Annotated in this window: 20 protein-coding genes; 13 read left to right on the top strand and 7 right to left on the bottom strand. The window is 70.7% G+C overall.

Annotated features, from left to right (window positions below; genetic code table 11):
• Positions 1-11 precede the first annotated feature (11 nt).
• On the top strand, positions 12-1,148 hold the full coding sequence (locus ACGGCP_RS07330) for an Mrp/NBP35 family ATP-binding protein (protein WP_392962420.1): 1,137 nt from the start codon (positions 12-14) through the stop codon (positions 1,146-1,148).
• Positions 1,149-1,215: 67 nt separating this feature from the next.
• Here the strand turns inward: ACGGCP_RS07330 and ACGGCP_RS07325 are convergent, their stop codons facing one another.
• Complete coding sequence (locus ACGGCP_RS07325) at positions 1,216-1,587, bottom strand: YbjQ family protein (protein ID WP_392962417.1); 372 nt, start codon at positions 1,585-1,587, stop codon at positions 1,216-1,218.
• Positions 1,588-1,725: 138 nt separating this feature from the next.
• The gene (locus tag ACGGCP_RS07320; RefSeq protein ID WP_392962414.1) at positions 1,726-2,655 is read right to left on the bottom strand and encodes a DapH/DapD/GlmU-related protein; all 930 of its coding nucleotides are present in this window, start codon (positions 2,653-2,655) and stop codon (positions 1,726-1,728) included.
• Positions 2,656-2,694: 39 nt separating this feature from the next.
• On the opposite strand from ACGGCP_RS07320, the gene dapE reads away from it, so the two are divergent.
• A complete protein-coding gene (gene dapE, locus ACGGCP_RS07315) occupies positions 2,695-3,765 on the top strand; it encodes a succinyl-diaminopimelate desuccinylase (protein WP_392962412.1) in 1,071 nt (356 codons plus the stop codon).
• Complete coding sequence (locus ACGGCP_RS07310) at positions 3,762-4,445, top strand: TIGR00730 family Rossman fold protein (RefSeq protein ID WP_392962410.1); 684 nt, start codon at positions 3,762-3,764, stop codon at positions 4,443-4,445. Before dapE ends, ACGGCP_RS07310 begins: the two co-directional genes overlap by 4 nt.
• A gap of 50 nt (positions 4,446-4,495) precedes the next feature.
• Here the strand turns inward: ACGGCP_RS07310 and folP are convergent, their stop codons facing one another.
• Positions 4,496-5,359 (bottom strand): dihydropteroate synthase, encoded by an 864-nt coding sequence (gene folP / locus ACGGCP_RS07305; protein ID WP_392962407.1) that lies wholly within the window; start codon positions 5,357-5,359, stop codon positions 4,496-4,498.
• A 50-nt stretch (positions 5,360-5,409) separates the two neighbouring features.
• Here folP and ACGGCP_RS07300 point away from each other — a divergent pair, with 50 nt between their 5' ends.
• The 9 genes from ACGGCP_RS07300 to ACGGCP_RS07260 all read left to right on the top strand — a co-directional run bounded on the left by ACGGCP_RS07300 (position 5,410) and on the right by ACGGCP_RS07260 (position 13,851).
• Positions 5,410-6,666 carry a M18 family aminopeptidase gene (locus tag ACGGCP_RS07300; RefSeq protein WP_392962405.1) on the top strand — a complete coding sequence of 419 codons (1,257 nt, stop codon included), beginning with the start codon at positions 5,410-5,412 and terminating at the stop codon, positions 6,664-6,666.
• Between the two features lie 50 nt (positions 6,667-6,716).
• Entirely contained in the window at positions 6,717-9,269 is a 2,553-nt protein-coding gene (locus ACGGCP_RS07295; protein WP_392962403.1) for an FtsK/SpoIIIE domain-containing protein, read from the top strand.
• Complete coding sequence (locus ACGGCP_RS07290) at positions 9,266-9,925, top strand: hypothetical protein (protein WP_392962400.1); 660 nt, start codon at positions 9,266-9,268, stop codon at positions 9,923-9,925. The genes ACGGCP_RS07295 and ACGGCP_RS07290 overlap by 4 nt, the downstream gene beginning before the upstream one ends.
• Positions 9,926-9,940: 15 nt before the next feature.
• A complete protein-coding gene (locus ACGGCP_RS07285) occupies positions 9,941-10,351 on the top strand; it encodes a DivIVA domain-containing protein (RefSeq protein ID WP_392962397.1) in 411 nt (136 codons plus the stop codon).
• A 12-nt stretch (positions 10,352-10,363) separates the two neighbouring features.
• A complete protein-coding gene (locus ACGGCP_RS07280) occupies positions 10,364-10,858 on the top strand; it encodes a hypothetical protein (RefSeq protein WP_392962394.1) in 495 nt (164 codons plus the stop codon).
• A 184-nt stretch (positions 10,859-11,042) separates the two neighbouring features.
• On the top strand, positions 11,043-11,210 hold the full coding sequence (locus ACGGCP_RS07275; RefSeq protein ID WP_270121184.1) for a DUF3117 domain-containing protein: 168 nt from the start codon (positions 11,043-11,045) through the stop codon (positions 11,208-11,210).
• Positions 11,211-11,670: 460 nt separating this feature from the next.
• On the top strand, positions 11,671-12,897 hold the full coding sequence (locus ACGGCP_RS07270) for a S1C family serine protease (RefSeq protein ID WP_392963567.1): 1,227 nt from the start codon (positions 11,671-11,673) through the stop codon (positions 12,895-12,897).
• Positions 12,898-12,964: 67 nt separating this feature from the next.
• Entirely contained in the window at positions 12,965-13,435 is a 471-nt protein-coding gene (locus ACGGCP_RS07265) for a twin-arginine translocase TatA/TatE family subunit (RefSeq protein WP_392962391.1), read from the top strand.
• Between the two features lie 59 nt (positions 13,436-13,494).
• Positions 13,495-13,851 (top strand): VOC family protein, encoded by a 357-nt coding sequence (locus ACGGCP_RS07260; protein WP_392962388.1) that lies wholly within the window; start codon positions 13,495-13,497, stop codon positions 13,849-13,851.
• A 57-nt stretch (positions 13,852-13,908) separates the two neighbouring features.
• Here ACGGCP_RS07260 and ACGGCP_RS07255 read toward each other — a convergent pair whose 3' ends face one another.
• The 4 genes from ACGGCP_RS07255 to ACGGCP_RS07240 all read right to left on the bottom strand — a co-directional run bounded on the left by ACGGCP_RS07255 (position 13,909) and on the right by ACGGCP_RS07240 (position 18,768).
• On the bottom strand, positions 13,909-14,439 hold the full coding sequence (locus tag ACGGCP_RS07255) for a DUF4190 domain-containing protein (RefSeq protein WP_392962386.1): 531 nt from the start codon (positions 14,437-14,439) through the stop codon (positions 13,909-13,911).
• 118 nt (positions 14,440-14,557) lie between these two features.
• The gene (locus ACGGCP_RS07250) at positions 14,558-15,655 is read right to left on the bottom strand and encodes an amidohydrolase family protein (protein WP_392962384.1); all 1,098 of its coding nucleotides are present in this window, start codon (positions 15,653-15,655) and stop codon (positions 14,558-14,560) included.
• A 46-nt stretch (positions 15,656-15,701) separates the two neighbouring features.
• Complete coding sequence (ffh, locus tag ACGGCP_RS07245; RefSeq protein ID WP_392962382.1) at positions 15,702-17,237, bottom strand: signal recognition particle protein; 1,536 nt, start codon at positions 17,235-17,237, stop codon at positions 15,702-15,704.
• A gap of 193 nt (positions 17,238-17,430) precedes the next feature.
• Positions 17,431-18,768 (bottom strand): ammonium transporter, encoded by a 1,338-nt coding sequence (locus tag ACGGCP_RS07240; RefSeq protein ID WP_392962380.1) that lies wholly within the window; start codon positions 18,766-18,768, stop codon positions 17,431-17,433.
• Positions 18,769-19,260: 492 nt separating this feature from the next.
• On the opposite strand from ACGGCP_RS07240, the gene ACGGCP_RS07235 reads away from it, so the two are divergent.
• The gene (locus tag ACGGCP_RS07235) at positions 19,261-20,307 is read left to right on the top strand and encodes a LacI family DNA-binding transcriptional regulator (RefSeq protein ID WP_392962378.1); all 1,047 of its coding nucleotides are present in this window, start codon (positions 19,261-19,263) and stop codon (positions 20,305-20,307) included.
• The last annotated feature ends 16 nt before the right edge of the window (positions 20,308-20,323 follow it).

Below are 20,323 nucleotides of genomic sequence, written 5' to 3'. Positions count from 1 at the left end.
ACGATTGGGTCATGTCTGACAACGCTGCCGTCGTCGAGGCCGTGCACGAAGCGCTCTCGCACGTCAACGACCCCGAGATCCGCCGCCCGATCACCGAGCTGGGCATGGTCGACACCGTCGAGGTCGACGGCGGTCGCCTGTCCCTGAAGATCCTCCTCACCGTCGCGGGCTGCCCGATGCGCGACACGCTGCAACGCGACATCGCCGGCGCCGTCGACGGTATCGACGGCGTCTCCGAGCTGGCGCTCGAGTTCGGCGTCATGAGCGAGCAGCAGCGCGCCGACCTGCAGGTGAAGCTGCGCGGCGGCCGCGCGGGCGCCGAGCCGGTGATCCCGTTCAACCTGCCCGAGTCCCGCACGCGCGTGTTCGCGATCGCGTCCGGCAAGGGCGGCGTCGGCAAGTCGTCGATGACGGTGAACCTCGCCGCGGCGCTGGCGCAGAAGGGCCTGTCGGTCGGCGTCGCCGACGCGGACATCTACGGGCACTCGATCCCGCGGATGCTCGGCGTCGAGGGCGCGCCCACGCAGGTCGAGGACATGATCATGCCGCCGCAGGCGCACGGCATGAAGGTCATCTCGATCGGGATGTTCACGCCCGGGAACACCGCCGTCGTGTGGCGCGGGCCGATGCTGCACCGCGCGCTCCAGCAGTTCCTCGCCGACGTGTACTGGGGCGAGCTCGACGTGCTCCTGCTCGACCTGCCGCCCGGGACCGGCGACATCGCGATCTCGGTCGCGCAGCTCCTGCCGACCGCGGAGCTCGTGGTCGTCACGACCCCGCAGCAGGCGGCGGCCGAGGTGGCCGAGCGGGCCGGGGCGATCGTCACGCAGACGCACCAGAAGCTCGCGGGTGTGGTCGAGAACATGTCGTGGATGGCGCTCCCGGACGGGTCGCACATCGAGCCGTTCGGCTCCGGCGGCGGCAAGACCGTCGCGGCGGCGCTGACGCGGGACATCGGCACCGACGTGCCGCTGCTCGGCCAGATCCCGCTCGACCCGAAGCTGCGCGAGGGCGGCGACGCAGGGCTCCCGCTGGTGATCTCCGACCCCGACTGCGAGGCGTCGCGGGCGATCCGCGCGATCGCCGACCAGCTGGCGGTGCGGAAGGTGTCGCTGGCGGGCAAGCAGCTGGGTCTGAGCCCGGTCTAGCGGCGAGAGTTTTTGAGCGGCGGCCCCGGGTGTTTGGGGCCGCCGCTCGTTTTCCCCAGTTTCCTGATCAAAGCTTCTTGCGGACGGTGACGGCCGTGCCGTAGGCGCAGACCTCGGTGCCCATGTCGCGGGCGTCCGAGACGTCGAAGCGCATCATGACGACCCCGTTGGCGCCCAGGGTCTTCGCCTGCTCGACCATGCGGGTGAGCGCTTCCTCGCGGGAGGCGGCGAGGGCCTTGGTGAGGCCCTTCAGCTCGCCGCCGAGGAGCGACTTGAAGCCCGCGCCGACGTCGGAGAAGAAGTTCCGGGACCGGACGGTGAGGCCGAAGACCTCGCCGTGGGTGTCGAGGACCTCGTAGCCGGGAACGTTCTCGGTCGTGACGACCACGAACCCCGAAGCGGTGGGATTCGCTGCGCCGAACTCGCCAACTCTGTCCATGCGCACAAGGCTAGGCAGGAAACGGGGCCGCCACCTCGATCTTCGGGATGAACCCGGAAGACGCGAGTAGCACCCGGGTACTACTCCCTGCGCAGGCGAAAGGCCCCGGCGTCAGCCGGGGCCTTTCCGTGTACGCGGCTACTGGGCGCTGTGCAGGGCGGCGTTCAGCTCGCCCCAGGTGCCGGTGCGCGGGCGCACCTCGAGCTTGCCGGTCTGGGTGTTCGTCCAGAACTGCAGGTTGTCCTTGCCCGAGAGGGCCGCGGCCTTGACGACCTCGCCGTCGGGGGTGGTGACCTTGGAGCCGGCGGTCACGTAGCAGCCGGCCGCGACGACGCAGTTGTCGCCCAGCGAGATCCCGATGCCGGCGTTCGCGCCGAGGAGGCAGCGCTCGCCGATCGAGATGACCTCCTTGCCGCCGCCCGAGAGCGTCCCCATGATCGAGGAGCCGCCGCCGATGTCGGAGCCGTCGCCGACGAGCACGCCCGCGGAGATGCGGCCCTCGACCATCGAGTTGCCGAGCGTCCCGGCGTTGAAGTTCACGAAGCCCTCGTGCATGACGGTGGTGCCGGAGGCCAGGTGCGCGCCCAGGCGCACGCGCGAGGCGTCGGCGATGCGCACGCCGGACGGGGTCACGTAGTCGGCCATCGGCGGGAACTTGTCGAGGGACTTGACCTCGAGGATCTGGCCTTCGCCGCGGAGCTTGAGGCGCGCGTCGTTGACCGCGTCGGCCGGGACGGGCCCGAAGTTCGTCCACGCGTTGTTCGGCAGCAGGCCGAAGATGCCTTCGAGGCTGATCGAGTGCGGGATGACGAAGCGGTGCGAGAGCAGGTGCAGCCGCAGGTACACGTCGGCGGTGTCCTCGGGGGCCTCCGCGAGGGACTTGACCGTGATCGACACGCCCTTGGAGGTCGTGCCCGTCGGGTTCTCCCGTTCGAGGTCGGGCGCGGCCGCGTCGGCCGGGGCCTCGCCGAGTCCCAGGCGCGTGAACCACACGTCGAGGACCGTGCCGTCGGCGGCGAGCGTGGCGACGCCGACGCCCCATGCTCCGTCAGTCAGGAAATCACTCATGCGAAAAGCCTATCGACGCGGCGAGTAAGGTCTGCGGATGTGACAGTTTTGAGTGAGGCAGTCCTCGCCGACCCGGTCGCGCTGACCAGGGCCCTGTGCGACATCCCGTCCGTGTCCTGGAACGAGGCCGAGATCTGCGACGAGGTCGAGGCGGCCCTCAAGCGGCTGGGGCACTTGACGACCGAGCGCGTCGGGAACACGCTCATCGCCCGCACCGAGCTGGGCCGGGGGCGGCGCGTCATGCTCGCCGGGCACCTCGACACGGTCCCCGTGAACGACAACTTCCCCACCCGCCTCGACGGCGACGTCCTGTGGGGCCTGGGCACCTCCGACATGAAGTCCGGGACGGCGCTCGCGCTGTGGATCGCGGCGACGGTGCCGAACCCGAAGTTCGACCTGAGCTTCGCGTTCTACGACTGCGAGGAGATCGAGGCCGAGCACAACGGGCTGAACAAGCTCTCCAAGTCCCGGCCCGAACTGCTCGCCGCCGACTTCGCGATCCTCCTGGAGCCGACGTACGGGCTCGTCGAGGCCGGCTGCCAGGGCACCATGCGGGTCCGCGTGACCACCAGCGGGAAGCGGGCGCACTCGGCGCGGTCCTGGAAGGGCGAGAACGCCGTCCACAAGATCGCGCCCGTGCTGGAGCGGCTCAACGCGTACGAGGCGCGCGAGGTCGAGGTCGACGGGTGCACGTACCGGGAGGGCCTGAACGCGGTCTTCATCGGCGGCGGCGTCGCCGGGAACGTCATCCCCGACGAGGCCTGGGTCGACGTGAACTACCGGTTCGCGCCCGACCGCGACGAGGCCGCGGCCCAAGCGCACGTCCGGGAGGTCTTCGACGGGTTCGACGTGCACGTCTCCGACACCGCGCCGTCGTGCCGGCCCGGACTCGACCGGCCCGAGGCGGCCGAGTTCGTCGCCGCCGCCGGAGGCGAGTTCCGCGCCAAACTGGGGTGGACGGATGTGGCGCGCTTCGCGACCCTGGGTATCCCGGCGGTGAACTTCGGCCCGGGCGACCCGAACCTCGCCCACAAGCAGGACGAGCGCGTCGAGATCCCGCGCATCCGCGCCTGCGCGGACGCGCTGCGAGCCTATGTGGAGGAATCATGACCGACCGCAGAGTGACCGCCGACGAGAAGGTCCTGGACGCCAGACACCGCGAGGAATGGAAGCAGCGGGCCGCCTGGCGAGTCATGAAGTTCCAGGCCGAGTTCGTCGAGGGCTTCGACGCGATGGAGGCCGCCGGCCTCGGCGACGCCATCTGCGTCTACGGCTCGGCGCGCACCCCGGTCGACTCTCCGGAGTACAAGCTCGGCGTGGACTTGGGGCGCAAGCTCGGGGAGGCCGGCTTCTCCGTCATCACCGGCGGCGGCCCCGGCGCGATGGAGGCCGCCAACCGCGGCGCCGTCGAAGCGGGCGTCAAATCGGTCGGGCTCGGCATCGAGCTGCCGTTCGAGCAGGGCATCAACGAGTTCGTGCACATCGAGCTCGACTTCAAGTACTTCTTCGTCCGCAAGGTCATGTTCCTGAAGTACTCGTGCGGGTTCTGCGCGCTCCCGGGCGGCTTCGGCACCATGGACGAGCTGTTCGAGGCGTTGACGCTGGTGCAGACCGGAAAGGTCGGCAAGTTCCCGATCGCGCTCATCGGCTCCCACTACTGGGGCGGGCTCTACGACTGGCTCCGGGACTCGATGCTCCGCGAGGGCAAGATCAGCCCGCCTGACGTCGACCTGCTCACGATGACCGACGACCTCGACGAGGCCGTGGCGCACATGAAGCAGGCCCGGTAGCGAACGCGACGCAAAGGCCGCCGTGATCCTTCACGGCGGCCTTCGGCGTCTCAGAGGCTCCGGTGCGGGGCCTTCGGCGGCTTGTCGCCCTTGATCGCCGCGACCATGTCGAGCACCTCGCGGGTCGCCGCCACATCGTGCGCGCGGAAGACCCGGGCGCCGTTCCACGCCGAGATCGCCGTCGCGGCGAGCGTGCCGTTCAGGCGCCGGTCCACCGGGAGGTCCAGGGTCTCGCCCACGAAGTCCTTGCGGGACAAGGCGACCAGCACCGGCCAGCCGGTCCCGGACAGCTCCGCGAGGTGGCGCGTGAGGTCGAGCGAGTGGTAGGTGGTCTTGCCGAAGTCGTGCGTCGGGTCGATGAGGATCCCGTCGGCGCGCACGCCCGCCGCGACCGCCGCCTCGGCGCGCTCCACTAGCTCGGCGCGGACCTCAGCGACCACGTCGCCGTAGACCGCCTTCGCGGCCACCGTCCGCGGCTCCAGGCCCCCGGTGTGCGAGACGACGAAGCCCGCGCCCGTGTCGGCCGCGACCTCGATCACCGTGGGGTCCCAGCCCGCCCACGTGTCGTTGATGAGCTCCGCCCCGGCCGCGACCGCCTCGCGGGCGACCTCGCCGCGCCACGTGTCCACCGAGATGACCAGGTCCGGGTGCAAGCCATGGACCGCGGCGATGAACGGCACCACGCGGTCGATCTCCTCCGCGACGGTGACCTCCGGGCCGTCCCCGGCCTTCACGCCGCCGATGTCGACGATGTCCGCGCCGTGCGCCACCGCGTTGTCCACGGCGGCCACCGCCGCCTCGAACGCGAAGGTCGCCCCCGAATCGTAGAAGGAGTCCGGCGTGCGGTTGACGATCGCCATCACCGCGTAGTCGCCCTCATCGAACACCCGTCGGCCCAGTTTCAACGCTCGCATCCGTCTATGCTGACAGCCGCCACGGCCACCCGCCACCAGAAGGAGCTCCGATGCCCCGCTTCGACCGGTCGCACACCGACGACCTCGCCGCGTACATCAAAGCCAGCCCGACCCCCTACCACGCGTGCGCCGAGGCGGGCAGCAGGCTCGAAGCCGCCGGATTCCGGCGGCTCGCCGAGACCGAGGAGTGGCCGCTCGGCGAGACCGGCGGGTACTACGCCGTGCGCGACGGCTCGATCATCGCCTGGCGCGCGAACACCGAGGCCGAGGCCTTCCGGATCTTCGGCGCCCACACCGACACCCCCACCTTCAAGGTCAAACCGCACCCCGACACCGGCTCGGCCGGGTGGAAGCAGGTCGCCTGCGAGGTCTACGGCGGCGTCCCCCACCAGACCTGGCTCGACCGCGACCTCTCCGTCGCCGGACGGCTCGTCATGCGCGACGGCTCCGAGGTGCTCGTGCACGTCGACCGGCCGCTCCTGCGCGTCCCGCGCCTGGCGATCCACCTCGACCGGGGCGTCAACGAGGGCCAGAAGCTCAACGCCCAGTCGCAGCTCACCCCGATCTGGGGCCTCGGCCAGCCGTACGAAGGCGAGTTCCTCGAGTTCATCGCCGCAGAGGCGGGCGTCGACGCCGCAGACGTCTTCGGCCACGACCTCTTCACCGTCGCCCTCGACGAGCCCGCGTACCTCGGCAAGGACGAGGAGCTGTTCGCCGCCTGGCGGCTCGACAACCTCACCAGCACCCACGCCGGGATCGCCGCGCTCATCGCCGCCGAGGACACCGGCGTGAACGTTCCCGTCCTCGCCTCGTTCAACTACGAGGAGATCGGCTCGATGACCTACTCGGGCGCGCAGAGCCCGTTCCTGGAGACCGTGCTGCGCCGCCTCGTCGGCGACGACGAACGGTACGCGCGCACCATCGCCGCCAGCGCCATGATGTCCTCCGACACCGGCAACGCCGTCCACCCCAACTTCCCCGAGAAGCACGAGCCCGGCCACCGGCCCGTCCCCGGCCGCGGCCCGATGATCAAGGTGAGCGCGAACCAGCGGTACGCGAGCGGCGCGGAGGAGCAGGCGCTGTTCCGCCGCTCCGCCGACGCGGCCGGGATTCCGTGGCAGACGTACGTGAACCGCAACGACATCCCCGGCGGGACGACGATCGGCCCGATCTCGGGCACGCAGCTGGGCATCCTCACTGTGGATGTGGGCCTGCCGATCCTGTCGATGCACTCGGCGCGGGAGCTGTGCGGGGCCGAGGACCCGGGGCTCCTCGCGGACCTGGCGCTGGGGCTGTTCACCCACTAGAACACGCCTCCCCGGTATGGTGATTCCGTTGTCACACCTCGGGAGGCGCGTTGACTTGGCGGACCGAACTGGAGCGGGCGGCGGCGCGCGTGCGCGAGGCCGCCGGAGCCGCCGATCAGGCCGAAGCGCTGTTGCGGGACGACGCTTCGCGTTTGGCCGCAACGGGAGTCGAGCAGCGGCGCGCTGAGCTGGCCGAGCGGCTGCGGGGCGCGGCGGCTGCCGCTGCGACCGGGTGGCTCGGCGAGGACCTGGCCGCGATCGCGCCGAACACGCCTGTGTGGACGGATGTACCGTCGACTGAGGCGGTGCGGATCGGCACCGCGGAGATCGACGACGCGCCCGCGTTCCCGGCGCTGGCGGGACTGCTCGGCAAGGGCCACTTGGTGTGCGACGGCGACGCCGCCGACCCGCGCGTGGCCGGGATGCTCCAGTCGCTGCTGCTGCGGATCACCGCCGCGCACCAGAATCTCGAACTGAGCCTGGTGGACGGTGTGACCCTCGGGCAGGTGTTCGCGCCCGCGACGGCGCTCGTGGACGCCGGGATCAGTGGTCCGGTGGCCACGGACCACCTCGCGCTCGGGCGGGTCCTCACGGCCGCGGAGAAGCGGCTCACGGAGCTGCGGGACATCGCGGCGCGGGGCCAGTCGATCGGCGACCGGCCGTTCCACCTCATCGTGATCGCGGGGCTGCCGCCGGAGGTCGGGAAGTCGGTGCGGGAGCGGCTGGCGGCGCTGGCGCACGCGGGGCCGTCGGCGCGGTGCCATCTGGTGCTGTGCGGGTGGAGGCAGCAGCCGCACCGTGAGGCGCTGCCCGCGATCGAGCACGCGATGTACTTGCACTGCAATGAGAGCGACGTGCGGCTGGGGAGCCTGCCGCTGCCGGTGCGCTTGGACGGGGCTCCCGCGCCGGCCTTGGCGCGGGCGGTGTACGGCGCGAGGGCGCAGCAGCGCAAGGAGGCCGGGGAGCTGGGCGTCGGGGACCTGGTGCCGGAGGTGCTGTGGTCGGCTTCGAGCCGTGACGGCCTGTCGACGGTGATCGGCCGGGACTCCGCGGGACGTTCCCAGGGCGGGGACGTGGAGGTCGCGTTCGACGACGCGACGCCGCACTGGCTCATCGGCGGGCGCACGGGCGGCGGCAAGACGGTGTTCCTGCTCGACGTGCTGTACGGGCTCGCGACGCGGTACTCCCCCGCCGAGCTGGAGCTGTACCTGCTGGACTTCAAGGAGGGCGTCTCGTTCACCGAGTTCACGCCCTCGCCGCTGGACCCGTCGTGGATTCCGCACGTGAAGGCCGTCGGGGTGGAGTCGGACCGCGAGTACGGGGTGGCGGTGCTGGGGGCGCTGCGGGCGGAGCTGTCGCGGCGCGCGGGGCTCATGAAGCGGGCCGGGGCGACGCGGCTGGCGCGGCTGCGGGAGCTGCGGCCGGAGACGCCGCTGCCGAGGATCGTGGCGGTGGTGGACGAGTTCCACGTGCTGTTCGCGGGGAACGACCGCCTTGCGGGCGAAGCGGTCGCGCATCTGGAGGAGCTGGCGCGCAAGGGCCGCTCGTACGGGGTGCATCTGGTGCTGGCGAGCCAGACGATCTCGGGCATCGAGGCGCTGTACTCGAAGAAGGATTCGATTTTCGGGCAGTTCCCGCTGCGGGTGGCGCTGCCGGGCGCGAAGCACCTGCTCGACGAGGGCAACGACGCGGCGGACGGCATCAGCGTCGGCCAGGCGGTGATCAACGACGCCGGGGGCATCAAGGGCCGCAACCGGACGTGCCGGTTCCCGGACGCGTCGAGCGCGGAGGAGCTCTTGACGGGTCTGCGGCGGCGGCTGTGGGAGCGGCGCGACTCCGATGTGGAGCCGGTGGTGTTCCGCGGTTTCGACGAGCAGCATCTGGAGGACGATCCGCGGTTCGCGGACCTCGCGCCGACGCACGCGCCGGTGGCGCTGCTGGGCCGGGCGGTGGACGTGCACATGTCGTCGGTGGGGTACCAGTTCGACCGGAGCCCGGGGCGGCATCTGGCGGTGCTGGGGACGTCGGCGGTGGCGGCGGACGTGCTCGCGGCGGCGGCTGTCTCCCTTGGGCGCCAGCATGAGCCGGGGAGTGTCGCGTTCGAGGTGGCGGCGACGGCCGTGGGCGTGGAGGACACGGCGCGGCAGGTGCTGCGGGAGCTGGAGGCGGGCGGGCACGAGTGCCGTCAGCTCGCTCCGGGGTCGATCCTCGGCGGGCGGCGCGAGAAGCCGACGTACCTGGTGTGGTTCGGCGCGGACGGGGCCGACGGGCGGGCGGCGGCGATGCGGGACCTGCTGCTGCACGGCCCGGCCGACGGGGTGCACCTGCTCGGCTGGTGGCGCGGTGCGCGGCGGTTCCTCGACGACATCGGCGGCACGGCCGGGCGCGAGCACTGCGCGGGGGTCGTGGCGCTCAACATCGCCGGGAACGACCTCGCCGCGATCACCGGCGGGTACGAGCGGGCCTGGGAGGCCCGCACGAACCGGTGTCTCGTGATCGACCGGCACGCGGGCACCGAGACGCTGACGGTGCCGTACGTGCGGCCCGGCCGCCTCGACGGGCTGCCGGTCCAGGACGTCCCCGGGAAGGTGGAGTCGCGATGAGCCTGAGCGCGTACGAGGACCTGGTGCACGAGCTGACGCGGCTCGACGCGGACGCGAACGCGAGCACCGCGCAGGCGACCCGGGCGCTGGAGCGGCGCCGGGAGGCGCTGCGCGAGGTGCGGTCCGAACTGGACGACCAGATGATGGCGGTCGCGGAGCTGTGCGCGCGGTTGCGGCACACTGCGCCCGACTTGACGCCGTCGCAAGTCGACGACAGTGCGGGCGGGTCGCCTGTGCGGCAGGACGATCCCGATGCGGTGCTGGAGCGGGCGAAGACCGCGCTGCGGGAGGCGGAGCTCGCCAGGGTCGCGACGACGCGGGCCGCGCAGCGGCCGACGCTGCTGCCGAAGGCGCACCACGTGCTGCGGGAGCTGCTCGTCTACGGGTCGTGCATGGTCGCGTGCCTGATCGTGCAGTTCGTCTACTTCGCGGTGACGGGCGGCGAGAGCGATTCGAAGTGGTGGGTCACGTTCCTGCTGCCGGTGATGGCCACGATCGTGGGATACGTGCTGGTGGGGATGGCCAACCGGCCGCGCCTGCCGCTGCTGGACCGGAGCGGGAAGCCCATCAAGGCGGTCGTCCCCCACAACCCGCGTCTGGGAGTGACCCTCGCGGTCGGCACAATTGCCGTGGTCATGGTTTTCGCCTGGTTCTAGTCGGAGGAGACTCCTGTGGATTTCGTGCTGCCGCTCATCGTCGCCGTCATCGGCGTGTGGATCGCCTTCTCGATCGTCGTGTGGGCCACCGGCCGCGACACGCTGCTCGACGTCGCCTCGGCGGGCGCGCCGCTGGGGCTGGGCGAGGGCGAAGCGGTCGACGAGACGGCCGTCGCCTCCGTCAAGTTCGACACGGGCCTGCGCGGGTACCGCACCGACCAGGTCGACGCGGCCCTGAACCGGCTCGCGTGGGAGATCGGCCGCCGCGACGAGCTGCTCGCCCAGATGCGGGCGCGGCTCGACGGCACCGCCGACACCGAGGAGATCGCGGCCGAGCCGGACGACGACCGTGCCGAGGGCGACGCCCCCGAGAGTGAGGCAGGGCGCGAGGAGGCCGGTGAGACGGCGCCGCGCGACGAGGCGTGATGGGATATGCCCATGCGTTATTGGCTGCTGGCGTTGAACGAAGACGAGTACACCGAGCAACAGGCCTACGAGGTCGAAGCGGTCGAGTCCGCCGGGCGCCCCGAGGGCGTCGCGGACGGCGACGAGGTCGCGTTGGCCGGACCGGAGGGCGTGTTCGCGCTCGGTGTCGCCAGCGGTGCGGGGATCGCCTACCGCCGCCGTCTCGAGGAGCCCGCCAAGACCGTCGAAAGCGCCGATGTCGAAGAGGGCTGGACGGAGCTGAACCCGGAGGCGTGGGAGGACCTGGTCCGGACCCTGCCGACCCCGGAGCGCCGCAGCGACTGGCTCGTGACCCTCTCGATGCCGATCGAGGCGGTGGACAAGGCCGAGGCCGTGCGCCAGTTCTGGTCGTACATCCGCTCGCTGGGGCCGAAGGAGCTGCCGACGTTCGTCGCGCCGTACGGAAGAGAACTTGAGGGCACTTCGTTCCTTTTGGGCGTCGAGCACGAGCAGGACCCCGAGGAGTGAGTGACGGGCCTCACAGTCCGTTAAGAATAATCACTCATGTCACAAACGCCGCTTTCTAGGCGATTTCTACGCAACCTTGTCACATAGACGGAGGGGCGAGTTGGCCTCTGCCCTGTTCATCAGGGAAACTTGATCTAGCAATGTCGAGTCGCAACCTGCGACCTTGGATCGAGGGGAGACCAAAATGGCGGCCATGAAACCGCGGACGGGTGACGGACCACTCGAGGTGGCGCAGGAGGGTCGCGGCATCATCATGCGTGTTCCACTCGAAGGTGGCGGTCGGCTGGTCGTGGAGATGAGCCCGGAAGAAGCTGCGACCTTGAAGAAGGAGCTCGAAGGCGCCTTGGAGTAAGTCCCGCCTCTTCCACCACCCCCACGGCGGTCACCCCACCGCCGAATCGACCTGTGAGTCCGCCCTGGGCAGCGCCCGGGGCGGACTCTCTCTGTCTGCCATGGGCGCGGACCATCCGGCACGGCGCGGAATCGCGGGGCAGGTGAACGAGCGGCAATTCCGGCATAGACTTTCAGTCATGACTTCCGGCACCCAGCCGCCCCAGGCAGATCCGGGCAATCCGCAACACCCCGAACCGGGCCCGCACGCGCCGCTGACGGACGGACCGTCCCACGGACGCCCGCAGAACGAGGCCGCGCCGCAGCCGCCCGGCCCCGCGGCGAACCCGGCCGGACCCTACGAGACCGGCATGCCGCCGCAGGCCGGACCGCAATACGCGGAACCCGCGGCCGTCCCGCCGTCCGCCGTGCCGCCCCCGTACCCGCCGCAGGACCCCGACGCTCCCCCAGGCGCACCCGCGATGACCGGACCGGCCCAGCAGCCCTACGCGCCCCCGCAGGCCGACCAGTCCGCCTGGTGGCACCCCGCCGCCGCCTCCGACCCGTGGCGCGACCCCGCCAGCCGCGCCGTCATCGAGACCAGGCCCGTCCCCCACGCGCCCCCGCCCGAACCGCTCCCGGCCCGCACACCGCGCACCAGGCCCGCCCTCGGCATCGTCATCGCCGTCTCCGCCGTCACCGCGCTCATCGCCGGGACCCTCGGCGCGGCCGTCGGCATCTGGGCCACCCGCTCCGGCACCGGCGACAACGGCTTCATCGGCGCCGAACCCCAGACCGAACGCGACGTCACCTCCGTCGCAGGCGTCGTCGAGCAGATCATGCCGTCGGTCGTCACCGTCCTCACCGCCGACGGCGGCAACGGCTCCGGCTTCATCGTCTCCGACGACGGCTACGTCCTCACCAACCACCACGTGGTCGTCGGCGGCGGCACCGAACCCGCCGACAACCTCCAAGTGCTCTTCAGCGACGGCAACGTCACCACCGCCGAAGTCATCGGCTCCGACCCCGACTCCGACGTCGCCGTCCTCCGCATCGACGGCGACGAGCACCCCGCGATGGTCCTCGCCGACTCCGACCAGGTCGCCGTCGGCGACCCCGTCCTCGCCGTCGGCGCACCCCTCGGACTCTCCTCCACCGTCACAGAAGGCATCGTCTCCGCGATCGACCGGCCCGTGCTCACCGAGAACAACAACGGCGAGGTCGAATCGGTCATGGCCGCGATCCAGACCGACGCCGCCATCAACCCCGGCAACTCCGGCGGCCCCCTCACCGACATCGCCGGGCAGGTCATCGGCATCAACACCGCCATCGCCTCCACCGCCGCCGAAGGCGAGGCCGGGAACATCGGCATCGGCTTCGCCATCCCCATCAACCAGGCCAAACGCATCGCCGACGAGATCATCGCGACCGGATCGGCCAGCCACACCGTGCTCGGCGCCGAGCTCGGAGAATCCGAATTGGGGATCGGGGTCACCCTCGCCCACGTCGTCGACGGCTCCCCCGCCGCCGACGCCGGACTCCAAGACGGCGACGTCCTGACCAGCTTCAACGGCAACATGGTCGCCGAGAACACCGAACTGATCGCCCTCATCCGCAAGCTCGCCCCGGGCACCGTCGTCACCGTCGTCTACGAGCGCGACGGCCAGGAGCACAGCGCCCAGGTCACGCTGGAAGCGGCAACCGACTAAGGCGGAGTACGCTAGGCGGAGGTTTTTCAGGTAACAGCTGGCACAGGCAGGCATTAGGAGGATCAGCGTGTTCGGAGGCTTGGGCGGAACCGAGTTCCTCGTCATCATCCTCATCGCCATCTTCCTGTGGGGGCCCGACAAGCTGCCCAAGGCGCTGGCCAGCCTCCGCCGGTTCATCTCGAAGGCCCGCACCATGGCGTCCAACGCCGCCGCGGACCTCAGCCGCGAGATCGGCACCGACATCCGGCCCGAGGACCTCAACCCCAAGACGTTCGTCCGCAAGCACATCCTGACCGAAGAGGACCAGGAGATGCTGACGAGCCCGCTGAAGTCCACCATGCGCGACCTCCAGGACAGCACCAAGCCGATGCAGGAGAGCCTGACGGAGACCACGCGCGAGGTCGAGAGCACCCGCCGCAGCGTCAACCGCGGCTCCCTCACCCGCAAGGCCAACGGCTCCAACGACACGGGCGAGGCCGCGGCCGAACCGGCCGCCGAGCGCCGCGAGCGCGCCGCCAGCTTCGACGACGTCACCTGATCCGCGCTTCCTGAGCCGAGCCGGCAGCGGCTGTCGGTCCCGTCTGCGACCCTGGACCGATGATCGGCAAATGGCACGGCCTCATCATCAACTGCCCTGACGCCTCCGCGCTGGCGGCGTTCTACCAGGAGCTGCTCGGCATGGTTCGGGTGCAGGACGACGGCGACTGGATCGTCATCGGCGACGCCCCCGACCGGCCCGGCGTGGCGTTCGAGCAGATCGACGACTACAAGGCGCCCACGTGGCCCGACCCCGCGGTCCCGCAGCAGATGCACTTCGACGTCAAGGTCGACGACCTCGACGAGGGCGAACGGCAGGTGCTCCGGATCGGGGCGCGCAGGCTCAAGGGCGGCGGCGAGACCTTCCGGGTCTACGCCGACCCCGTCGGGCACCCGTTCTGCCTGGTCACGATGTAACACCGGGGACGCGAAAGCGGCGCGGGCCGGAGCCCGCGCCGCTGCAAGCCGTGCGGTCTAGTACGACGTGGTCGAGGCGGTGCCGAACGTGGCGAGCAGCGAGCCGACCGCGACGAGGATGATCACCGCGAGCGCGCAGACGATGATGCCGAGCACGAGGCCCGTGATCGCCTGGCCCTTGCCGGCCGCCTGGCCCGCGTTGATCTTCTTGAGCGCGACGCCGCCGAGGATCGCGGCGATGATGCCGCAGACGATGGAGGCGAAGCTGCCGATGTAGGGGATGCACAGGCCGCCGACGGCGATGATGCCGAGCACCATCGACGCGATCGCCTGTCCTTTGGGCAGCTGCGGGCCGTAGCCGGGCGCGCCGTACGCCGGGGGGTAGCCGGGGGCCTGCGGCGGGAGCTGCGGGGCCGGGCCGGGTCCGTAGCCGGGCTGCTGCGGCGGGTAGCCCGGCTGCTGGGGCTGGTAACCGGGCTGCTGCGGCTGCGACGGGTTCTGGGGCTGGGAACCGGGCTGGCTGCCGTACGGGTCGTACTGGAAGCCGCCCTGACCGGACTGGTCCGGAGGAGGCGGAGGATACGTCATCGCAATAACTCTCTGCTCGGGCGGAAACGGCGCGGGGACGTTTCACGATAGCCGACCTCCGCCACCTGCGGGGACCTGGCCGTATCAGGAAAGCCGCAAAACGCGCAGGTCAGGCGTTTCACTTGGGGGCCTTGAGGAGGCGGCCGCGCAGGACGATCACGGCGGGCTCGCGGACGGCCGCGAGGTCGGCGCGCGGGTCGCGCTCGTAGACGACGAGGTCGCCCAGATCCGCTGGGATGCCGAGCCATTCGCGGGCGCGCCAGGACGCGGCGGCGAGGACGTCGGCTGCGGGGATGCCCGCCCGCTCGTGGAGCAGGTGCATCTCCTCGGCGGCGAGGCCGTGGTCGATGCCGCCGCCCGCGTCGGTGCCGAGGTAGACGGGCACGCCCGCTTCCCATGCGGCGCGCACGACTTCGGGGAAGCCGCGCTTGAGGCGGCGCATGTGGTCGGCGTAGCGGGGGAACTTGACGTCGGCCCCGGCGGCGATGTCGTCGAACGTCTCGATGTTGATCATGGTGGGCACCAGGGCGGTCCCGCGCGCGGCCATGCGGTCGAGGAGGTCCGGGGCGAGGCCGGTGCCGTGCTCGACCGAGTCGGCGCCCGCTTCGACGACGCAGGCGACGGCCTCCTCGGAGAACGTGTGGACGGCGACTTTCGCGCCTTCGGCTTGGGCTGCATGGATGGCGGCGGTGAGGATCTCGGGTTCGAAGGACGGGGCGAGGTCGCCCCGGTCGCGGTCGATCCAGTCGCCGACGAGCTTCACCCAGCCGTCGCCGAGCCTGGCCTGGCGGGCGAGGGCGGCGACGGCCTCGTGGGGCTCGCATTCGAGGCCGATGCCGCGCAGGTAGCGGCGGGAGGCGGCGATGTGGTGCCCGGCGCGGATGAGGCGCGGGATGCCGTCCTCGCCGACGAGTTCGGGGTACGGGTAGGGCGATCCGGCGTCGCGGATCGCGAGGACCCCGGCGTCGCGGTCGGTGTAGGCCAGCGCGCGGGCCTCGTCGAGGCTTTCGATCGCCTTGGGGCCGCGGCGGATGCCGATGTGGCAGTGGGCGTCGACGAGCCCGGGGAGGGCGAACCCGGCGGTGGCGACGGTGCGCGCGCCGGGGACGGGCGTGAAGGTGAGGCGGTCGCCGTCGACGTACACGTCGCGGACGGTGTCGTCGGGGAGCCAGACGACCCGCAGGTGCAGGGGCTCAAACGGTGCGAGTGCGTTCATCGCACGCAGTATCGCCCCTGCGCCTGTGGAGGTGTGAGCGGACCCGCTACTTCTTCTTCTGGTCCTTGAGGAACTGCTCGAAGTCGATGTCGGGCAGGTTGTTCGGGTCGAGCTGCGAGAAGTCGGGCATGCCGGCGGGGAGCTGCATGTCGGCGGGCAGCTGCGGCATCGCGTTCTGCGCGGCGCGGCCGCCTCGCGTCACGGGCTTCTTCTTGGTCTTCTTGCCCTTGCGCTTGTTGTAGGGCGACTTGGTGGCCTTGGTGCCGCCGCCCAGGCCCATCGCGCCGGTCATGCCGCGCATCATCTTCTGCGCGTCCTTGAACCGCGACAGGAGCTGGTTGACCTCGGAGACGGTGACGCCGGAGCCGTTGGCGATGCGCAGGCGGCGCGAGCCGTTGATGAGCGAGGAGTCGCGGCGCTCGGCGGGGGTCATGGAGCGGATGATCGCGGAGGTGCGGTCGATCTGCTTGTCGTCGATGGAGTCGATCTGCTGGCGCATCTGGCCCATGCCCGGCATCATCTTGAGCACGTTGCCGATCGGGCCCATCTTGCGGATGGCCTGCATCTGCTCCAGGAAGTCCTCGAGGGTGAAGTCCTCGCCCTTGAGGAGCTTCTGTGTCATCTCCTCTTTCTTCTCCTCCTCGAACACGGCCTCGGCCTGCTCGATGAGGGTCAGCATGTCGCCCATGCCGAGGATGCGTGAGGCCATCCGGTCGGGATGGAAGACGTCGAAGTCCTCGAGCTTCTCGCCGGTGGAGGCGAACATGATCGGCTGGCCGGTCACGTGCCGCACGGAGAGCGCGGCGCCGCCTCGGGCGTCGCCGTCGAGCTTGGAGAGGACGACCCCGGTGATGCCGACGCCGTCGCGGAAGGCCTCGGCGGTGTTGACGGCGTCCTGGCCGATCATGGCGTCGATGACGAAGAGGACTTCGTCGGGGTTCACGGCGGCGCGGATGTCGCGGGCCTGCTGCATCATCTCCTCGTCGATGCCGAGGCGTCCGGCGGTGTCGACGATGACGACGTCGTGGCCCTTGCGGCGGGCCTCTTCGATGGAGTCCGTGGCGACCTTGACGGGGTCGCCGACGCCGGAGCCGGGCTCGGGGGCGTAGACGGCCACTCCGGCGCGCTCGGCGAGGACCTGGAGCTGCCCGACGGCGTTGGGGCGCTGGAGGTCGGCGGCGACGAGGAGCGGCGAGTGGTCGTCGCCCTTGAGCCACTTGGCGAGCTTCCCTGCGAGGGTGGTCTTGCCGGCGCCCTGGAGGCCCGCGAGCATGATGACGGTGGGGGCCTGCTTGGCGTAGTTGAGGCGCCGCGTCTCGCCGCCGAGGATCGCGATGAGCTCCTCGTTGACGACCTTGACGATCTGCTGGGCGGGGTTGAGGGCCTTGGAGACCTCGGCGCCCTTGCAGCGTTCCTTGACCTGGTTGATGAAGGTCTTGACCACCGGGAGGGCGACGTCGGCCTCGAGCAGGGCGAGGCGGATCTCGCGGGCGGTGGCGTCGATGTCGGCATCGGTCAGGCGGCCTTTGCCGCGGATCGACTCGAAGATCCCGGACAGTCGATCTGACAGAGCGTCGAACACGGGCGAACCTCTCGGTGGAACAAATGCTGTGGACTCATACGAGCTTAACGGGGTTGGCGTCGCGGCCGCCGCCCGGTGAGGCCCGGGCCGGGCGTGACACGCGAAACGGCCGCCCCGGGGGAGAGGCGGCCGTGCTCAACTGATTTATGGCTCGCACGCATCGCCAAGAGGGCGGTGACGTGAAGTCAGGTGGCTACGCGTTGACCTTGTCGGCGGCCTCGGCGTTGGTCTCGGGCAGACCGGTACCGGTGTTGCCGTTGAGCGGCAGGTCGTAGCCCGCTTCGCCGTGCTGCGCGGCGTCGATGCCCGCCAGCTCCTCTTCCTCGCTGATGCGCACCCCGACGGTGAACTTGAGGATGAAGGCGATGATGAGCGAGGCGATGAAGGAGAACGCGACCACGGCGAGGACCGCGGCGGCCTGCTTGCCGAGGAACGCGGCGTCGCCGCCGTAGAAGAGGCCGTCGACGCCCTCGTCGTAGACCCCGGCGATCACGGTGACCTCGGAGACGGCGAACAGGCCCACGGAGATCGAGCCCCAGATGCCGGCGACCATGTGCAGGCCGACCACGTCGAGCGCGTCGTCGTAGCCGAGCTTGTGCTTGAGGCCGATGGCGAAGGGGCAGATGACGCCGGCGACGAGGCCGATGGCGATCGCGCCGATCGGGGCGACGTAGCCCGCGGCCGGGGTGATGGCCACGAGGCCCGCGATGACGCCGGAGCAGGCGCCGAGCACGGAGGGCTTGATGCCGCGGATGCGGTCGACGATGAGCCAGGCGAGGATCGCGGCGGCGGTGGCGACCTGCGTGTTCAGCAGGGCGAGACCGGCGGTGCCGTTGGAGGCGAAGGCGGAGCCGGCGTTGAAGCCGAACCAGCCGAACCACAGGAGCCCGGTGCCGATGACGACGAGCGGCAGGTTGTGCGGCGCGAAGTTGCCGTCCTTCCAGCCGATGCGGCGGCCGACGACCAGCGCGAGGGCGAGGCCCGCGGCGCCGGCGTTGGCGTGGACCGCGGAACCGCCGGCGAAGTCGAGCACGCCCCAGTCCTCGATCCAGCCGCCGCCCCAGACCCAGAAGGCGACGGGGGCGTAGACCACGACCACCCAGACGGTGGCGAAGATGACCCAGGAGAAGAACTTCATGCGGTCGGCGACGGCGCCGGCGATGAGGGCGACGGTGATGATCGCGAACATCATGCCGAACGCGGCGAGCGCGCCGTTGGAGACGCCGCCGGTGACGCCGGCGAGGTCGGTGATGTAGTCAAGGCCGAACGAGGAGCTCAGGTCGCCGAAGAACTTGTTGCTGTCGGCGCTCAGGGCCTCGGGGTCGGTGCTGCCGATCGCGATGGACTCGCCGACGAGGACCCAGGCGACGGAGACGACGCCGATGGCGACCAGGCACTTCATCATCATGTTGAGGACGCTCGAGGCCCGGGTGAGACCGCCGTAGAACAGGGCCAGACCGGGGGTCATGAGCAGAACAAGGGCGGCGGAGGTCAAGATCCAGGCATTGCTGCCGGTGTCGAGCTCGGGCATGGCCGCCTCCTCTCAGGAGGTACGTGGAGTACTGCGGGCTGTAAGGCTGTTCCGGCGTGAGGGGAGCGACGGTGCTCGGGATAGGCGTTGTCACGCGCCGACCGAAGCGAGTCGGCCGGCGCGTGATGCTCCTACCTACCGGAGTGCTGCCAGCTTCACCAAGACGTGTTACGCGACCCGGGCCTGCGTGTTAAGAAGTTGTCGCCAAAGATTTCGAGTGTGTGAACTCGACCTCACAAGCGTGCCGGAGGGCGCTACCGGAGGAACTGGAGGGCCGGTTGTGCCGTTTGGGGTGTTTGCGGGGGCCTTCGAAACCGTGACCTCGACATGACCGCTCCGTTACGGAACTGTGTTGTACTGTTCTTGACCCATAATAGAAGTGATCGTTAACATCACTCGGCGTATCGTCGTATGGGACTGCGGCCACACTGGTACCGGGACGGCCCGGTCCCTGGGACGGCCTGCGACGGACAAGAAGAGAGACCAATAGCGATGGCGCAACCGAAGAAGGCAGCGAGTATCTGGGATGTGGCGAGGCTGGCCGGGGTCTCCCACCAGACCGTCTCCCGCGTCGTCAACGGCTCGCCGCGGGTCGCCGCGGCCACCCGCGACAAAGTCCTGGACGCCATCGCCGAGCTGGGCTACCGGCCCAACCGGCTGGCCCGGAGCCTCGCGGGCGGCGCGGTCGAATCGGTCACCGTGCTCACCGCCGACACCTCTCTCTACGGGCCCGAAGCGGCCCTCCGCGGCATCGAGAAGGCCGCCAGGTCGCTCGACTGGAGCGTCCAGATCTCCGTGCTCGACCCCGCCGACACCCACTCGGACGCCGACATCGTCGCGCGCCTGCCCCGCGCGGGCGAGCCGACGATCATCATGGCCCACGACGAACCGGGCATGCGCGCCAAGCAGGTCCTGCTCGACACCCAGCCGCAGGCGATGGTCGCCATCGGCCCCTACACCGCCGAAGAACTCGCCGCCTCGCCGTGGCTGGTCGGCATGGACGACGGCAAAGCCGCCGCCGAGGCCACCAGGTACCTCCTCGACCTGGGCCACGCCACGGTGCACCACCTGGCCATCCCGACCTCGACCGGCACGTTCGGCGGCGGCAAAGCCCACCGCGCCGACGGCTGGGCCCGCGTCCTGCGCGACGCCGGCCGCGAAGTCCCGGACCCGGTGCCCTCAGGCTGGACCATCGCCGAGGCGTTCAAAGCCGTGCAGCCGCTCGTCGCCGACCCGACCGTGACCGCCATCCTCTGCGGCAACGACAACCTCGCGCTCGCCACCATGCGCGCCGCGCACCTCGCCGGACGCTCGGTCCCCGGGGACCTCTCCATCGTCGGCTTCGACAACACGCCGTTCTCCGCGTACACCACCCCGGCGCTGACCACGGTGAACCAGGACTTCGAGAGCGTGGGCCGCGGCGCGTTCGAACTGCTGCGCCACCGCGTCGACGGCTCCAACCCGCGTCCGAAGCCGAGCTGGCCCGAACCCGAGCTCATCGTCCGCGAGACCTCGGGCCCGCCCCGCCCCCGTTCCTGACGCGAAAGGCCCGGCC

The sequence above is a fragment of the Glycomyces sp. NPDC048151 genome (assembly GCF_043202775.1).
In the GTDB taxonomy this organism is placed as follows: domain Bacteria; phylum Actinomycetota; class Actinomycetes; order Mycobacteriales; family Micromonosporaceae; genus Glycomyces.
Note: the sequence above shows the minus strand (reverse complement) of the source record. Positions and strands in the feature narration are given on the sequence as shown.

Bases quoted from the DNA above. Each gene is read 5' to 3' on its own strand.
- ACGGCP_RS07330 (WP_392962420.1), top strand. From the start codon at position 12: ATGTCTGACAACGCTGCCGTCGTCGAGGCCGTGCACGAAGCGCTCTCG.
- ACGGCP_RS07325 (WP_392962417.1), bottom strand. From the start codon at position 1,587: ATGGACAGAGTTGGCGAGTTCGGCGCAGCGAATCCCACCGCTTCGGGG.
- ACGGCP_RS07320 (WP_392962414.1), bottom strand. From the start codon at position 2,655: ATGAGTGATTTCCTGACTGACGGAGCATGGGGCGTCGGCGTCGCCACG.
- ACGGCP_RS07310 (WP_392962410.1), top strand. From the start codon at position 3,762: ATGACCGACCGCAGAGTGACCGCCGACGAGAAGGTCCTGGACGCCAGA.
- folP (WP_392962407.1), bottom strand. From the start codon at position 5,359: ATGCGAGCGTTGAAACTGGGCCGACGGGTGTTCGATGAGGGCGACTAC.
- ACGGCP_RS07300 (WP_392962405.1), top strand. From the start codon at position 5,410: ATGCCCCGCTTCGACCGGTCGCACACCGACGACCTCGCCGCGTACATC.
- ACGGCP_RS07290 (WP_392962400.1), top strand. From the start codon at position 9,266: ATGAGCCTGAGCGCGTACGAGGACCTGGTGCACGAGCTGACGCGGCTC.
- ACGGCP_RS07280 (WP_392962394.1), top strand. From the start codon at position 10,364: ATGCGTTATTGGCTGCTGGCGTTGAACGAAGACGAGTACACCGAGCAA.
- ACGGCP_RS07275 (WP_270121184.1), top strand. From the start codon at position 11,043: ATGGCGGCCATGAAACCGCGGACGGGTGACGGACCACTCGAGGTGGCG.
- ACGGCP_RS07270 (WP_392963567.1), top strand. From the start codon at position 11,671: ATGACCGGACCGGCCCAGCAGCCCTACGCGCCCCCGCAGGCCGACCAG.
- ACGGCP_RS07260 (WP_392962388.1), top strand. From the start codon at position 13,495: ATGATCGGCAAATGGCACGGCCTCATCATCAACTGCCCTGACGCCTCC.
- ACGGCP_RS07255 (WP_392962386.1), bottom strand. From the start codon at position 14,439: ATGACGTATCCTCCGCCTCCTCCGGACCAGTCCGGTCAGGGCGGCTTC.
- ACGGCP_RS07250 (WP_392962384.1), bottom strand. From the start codon at position 15,655: ATGAACGCACTCGCACCGTTTGAGCCCCTGCACCTGCGGGTCGTCTGG.
- ACGGCP_RS07240 (WP_392962380.1), bottom strand. From the start codon at position 18,768: ATGCCCGAGCTCGACACCGGCAGCAATGCCTGGATCTTGACCTCCGCC.
- ACGGCP_RS07235 (WP_392962378.1), top strand. From the start codon at position 19,261: ATGGCGCAACCGAAGAAGGCAGCGAGTATCTGGGATGTGGCGAGGCTG.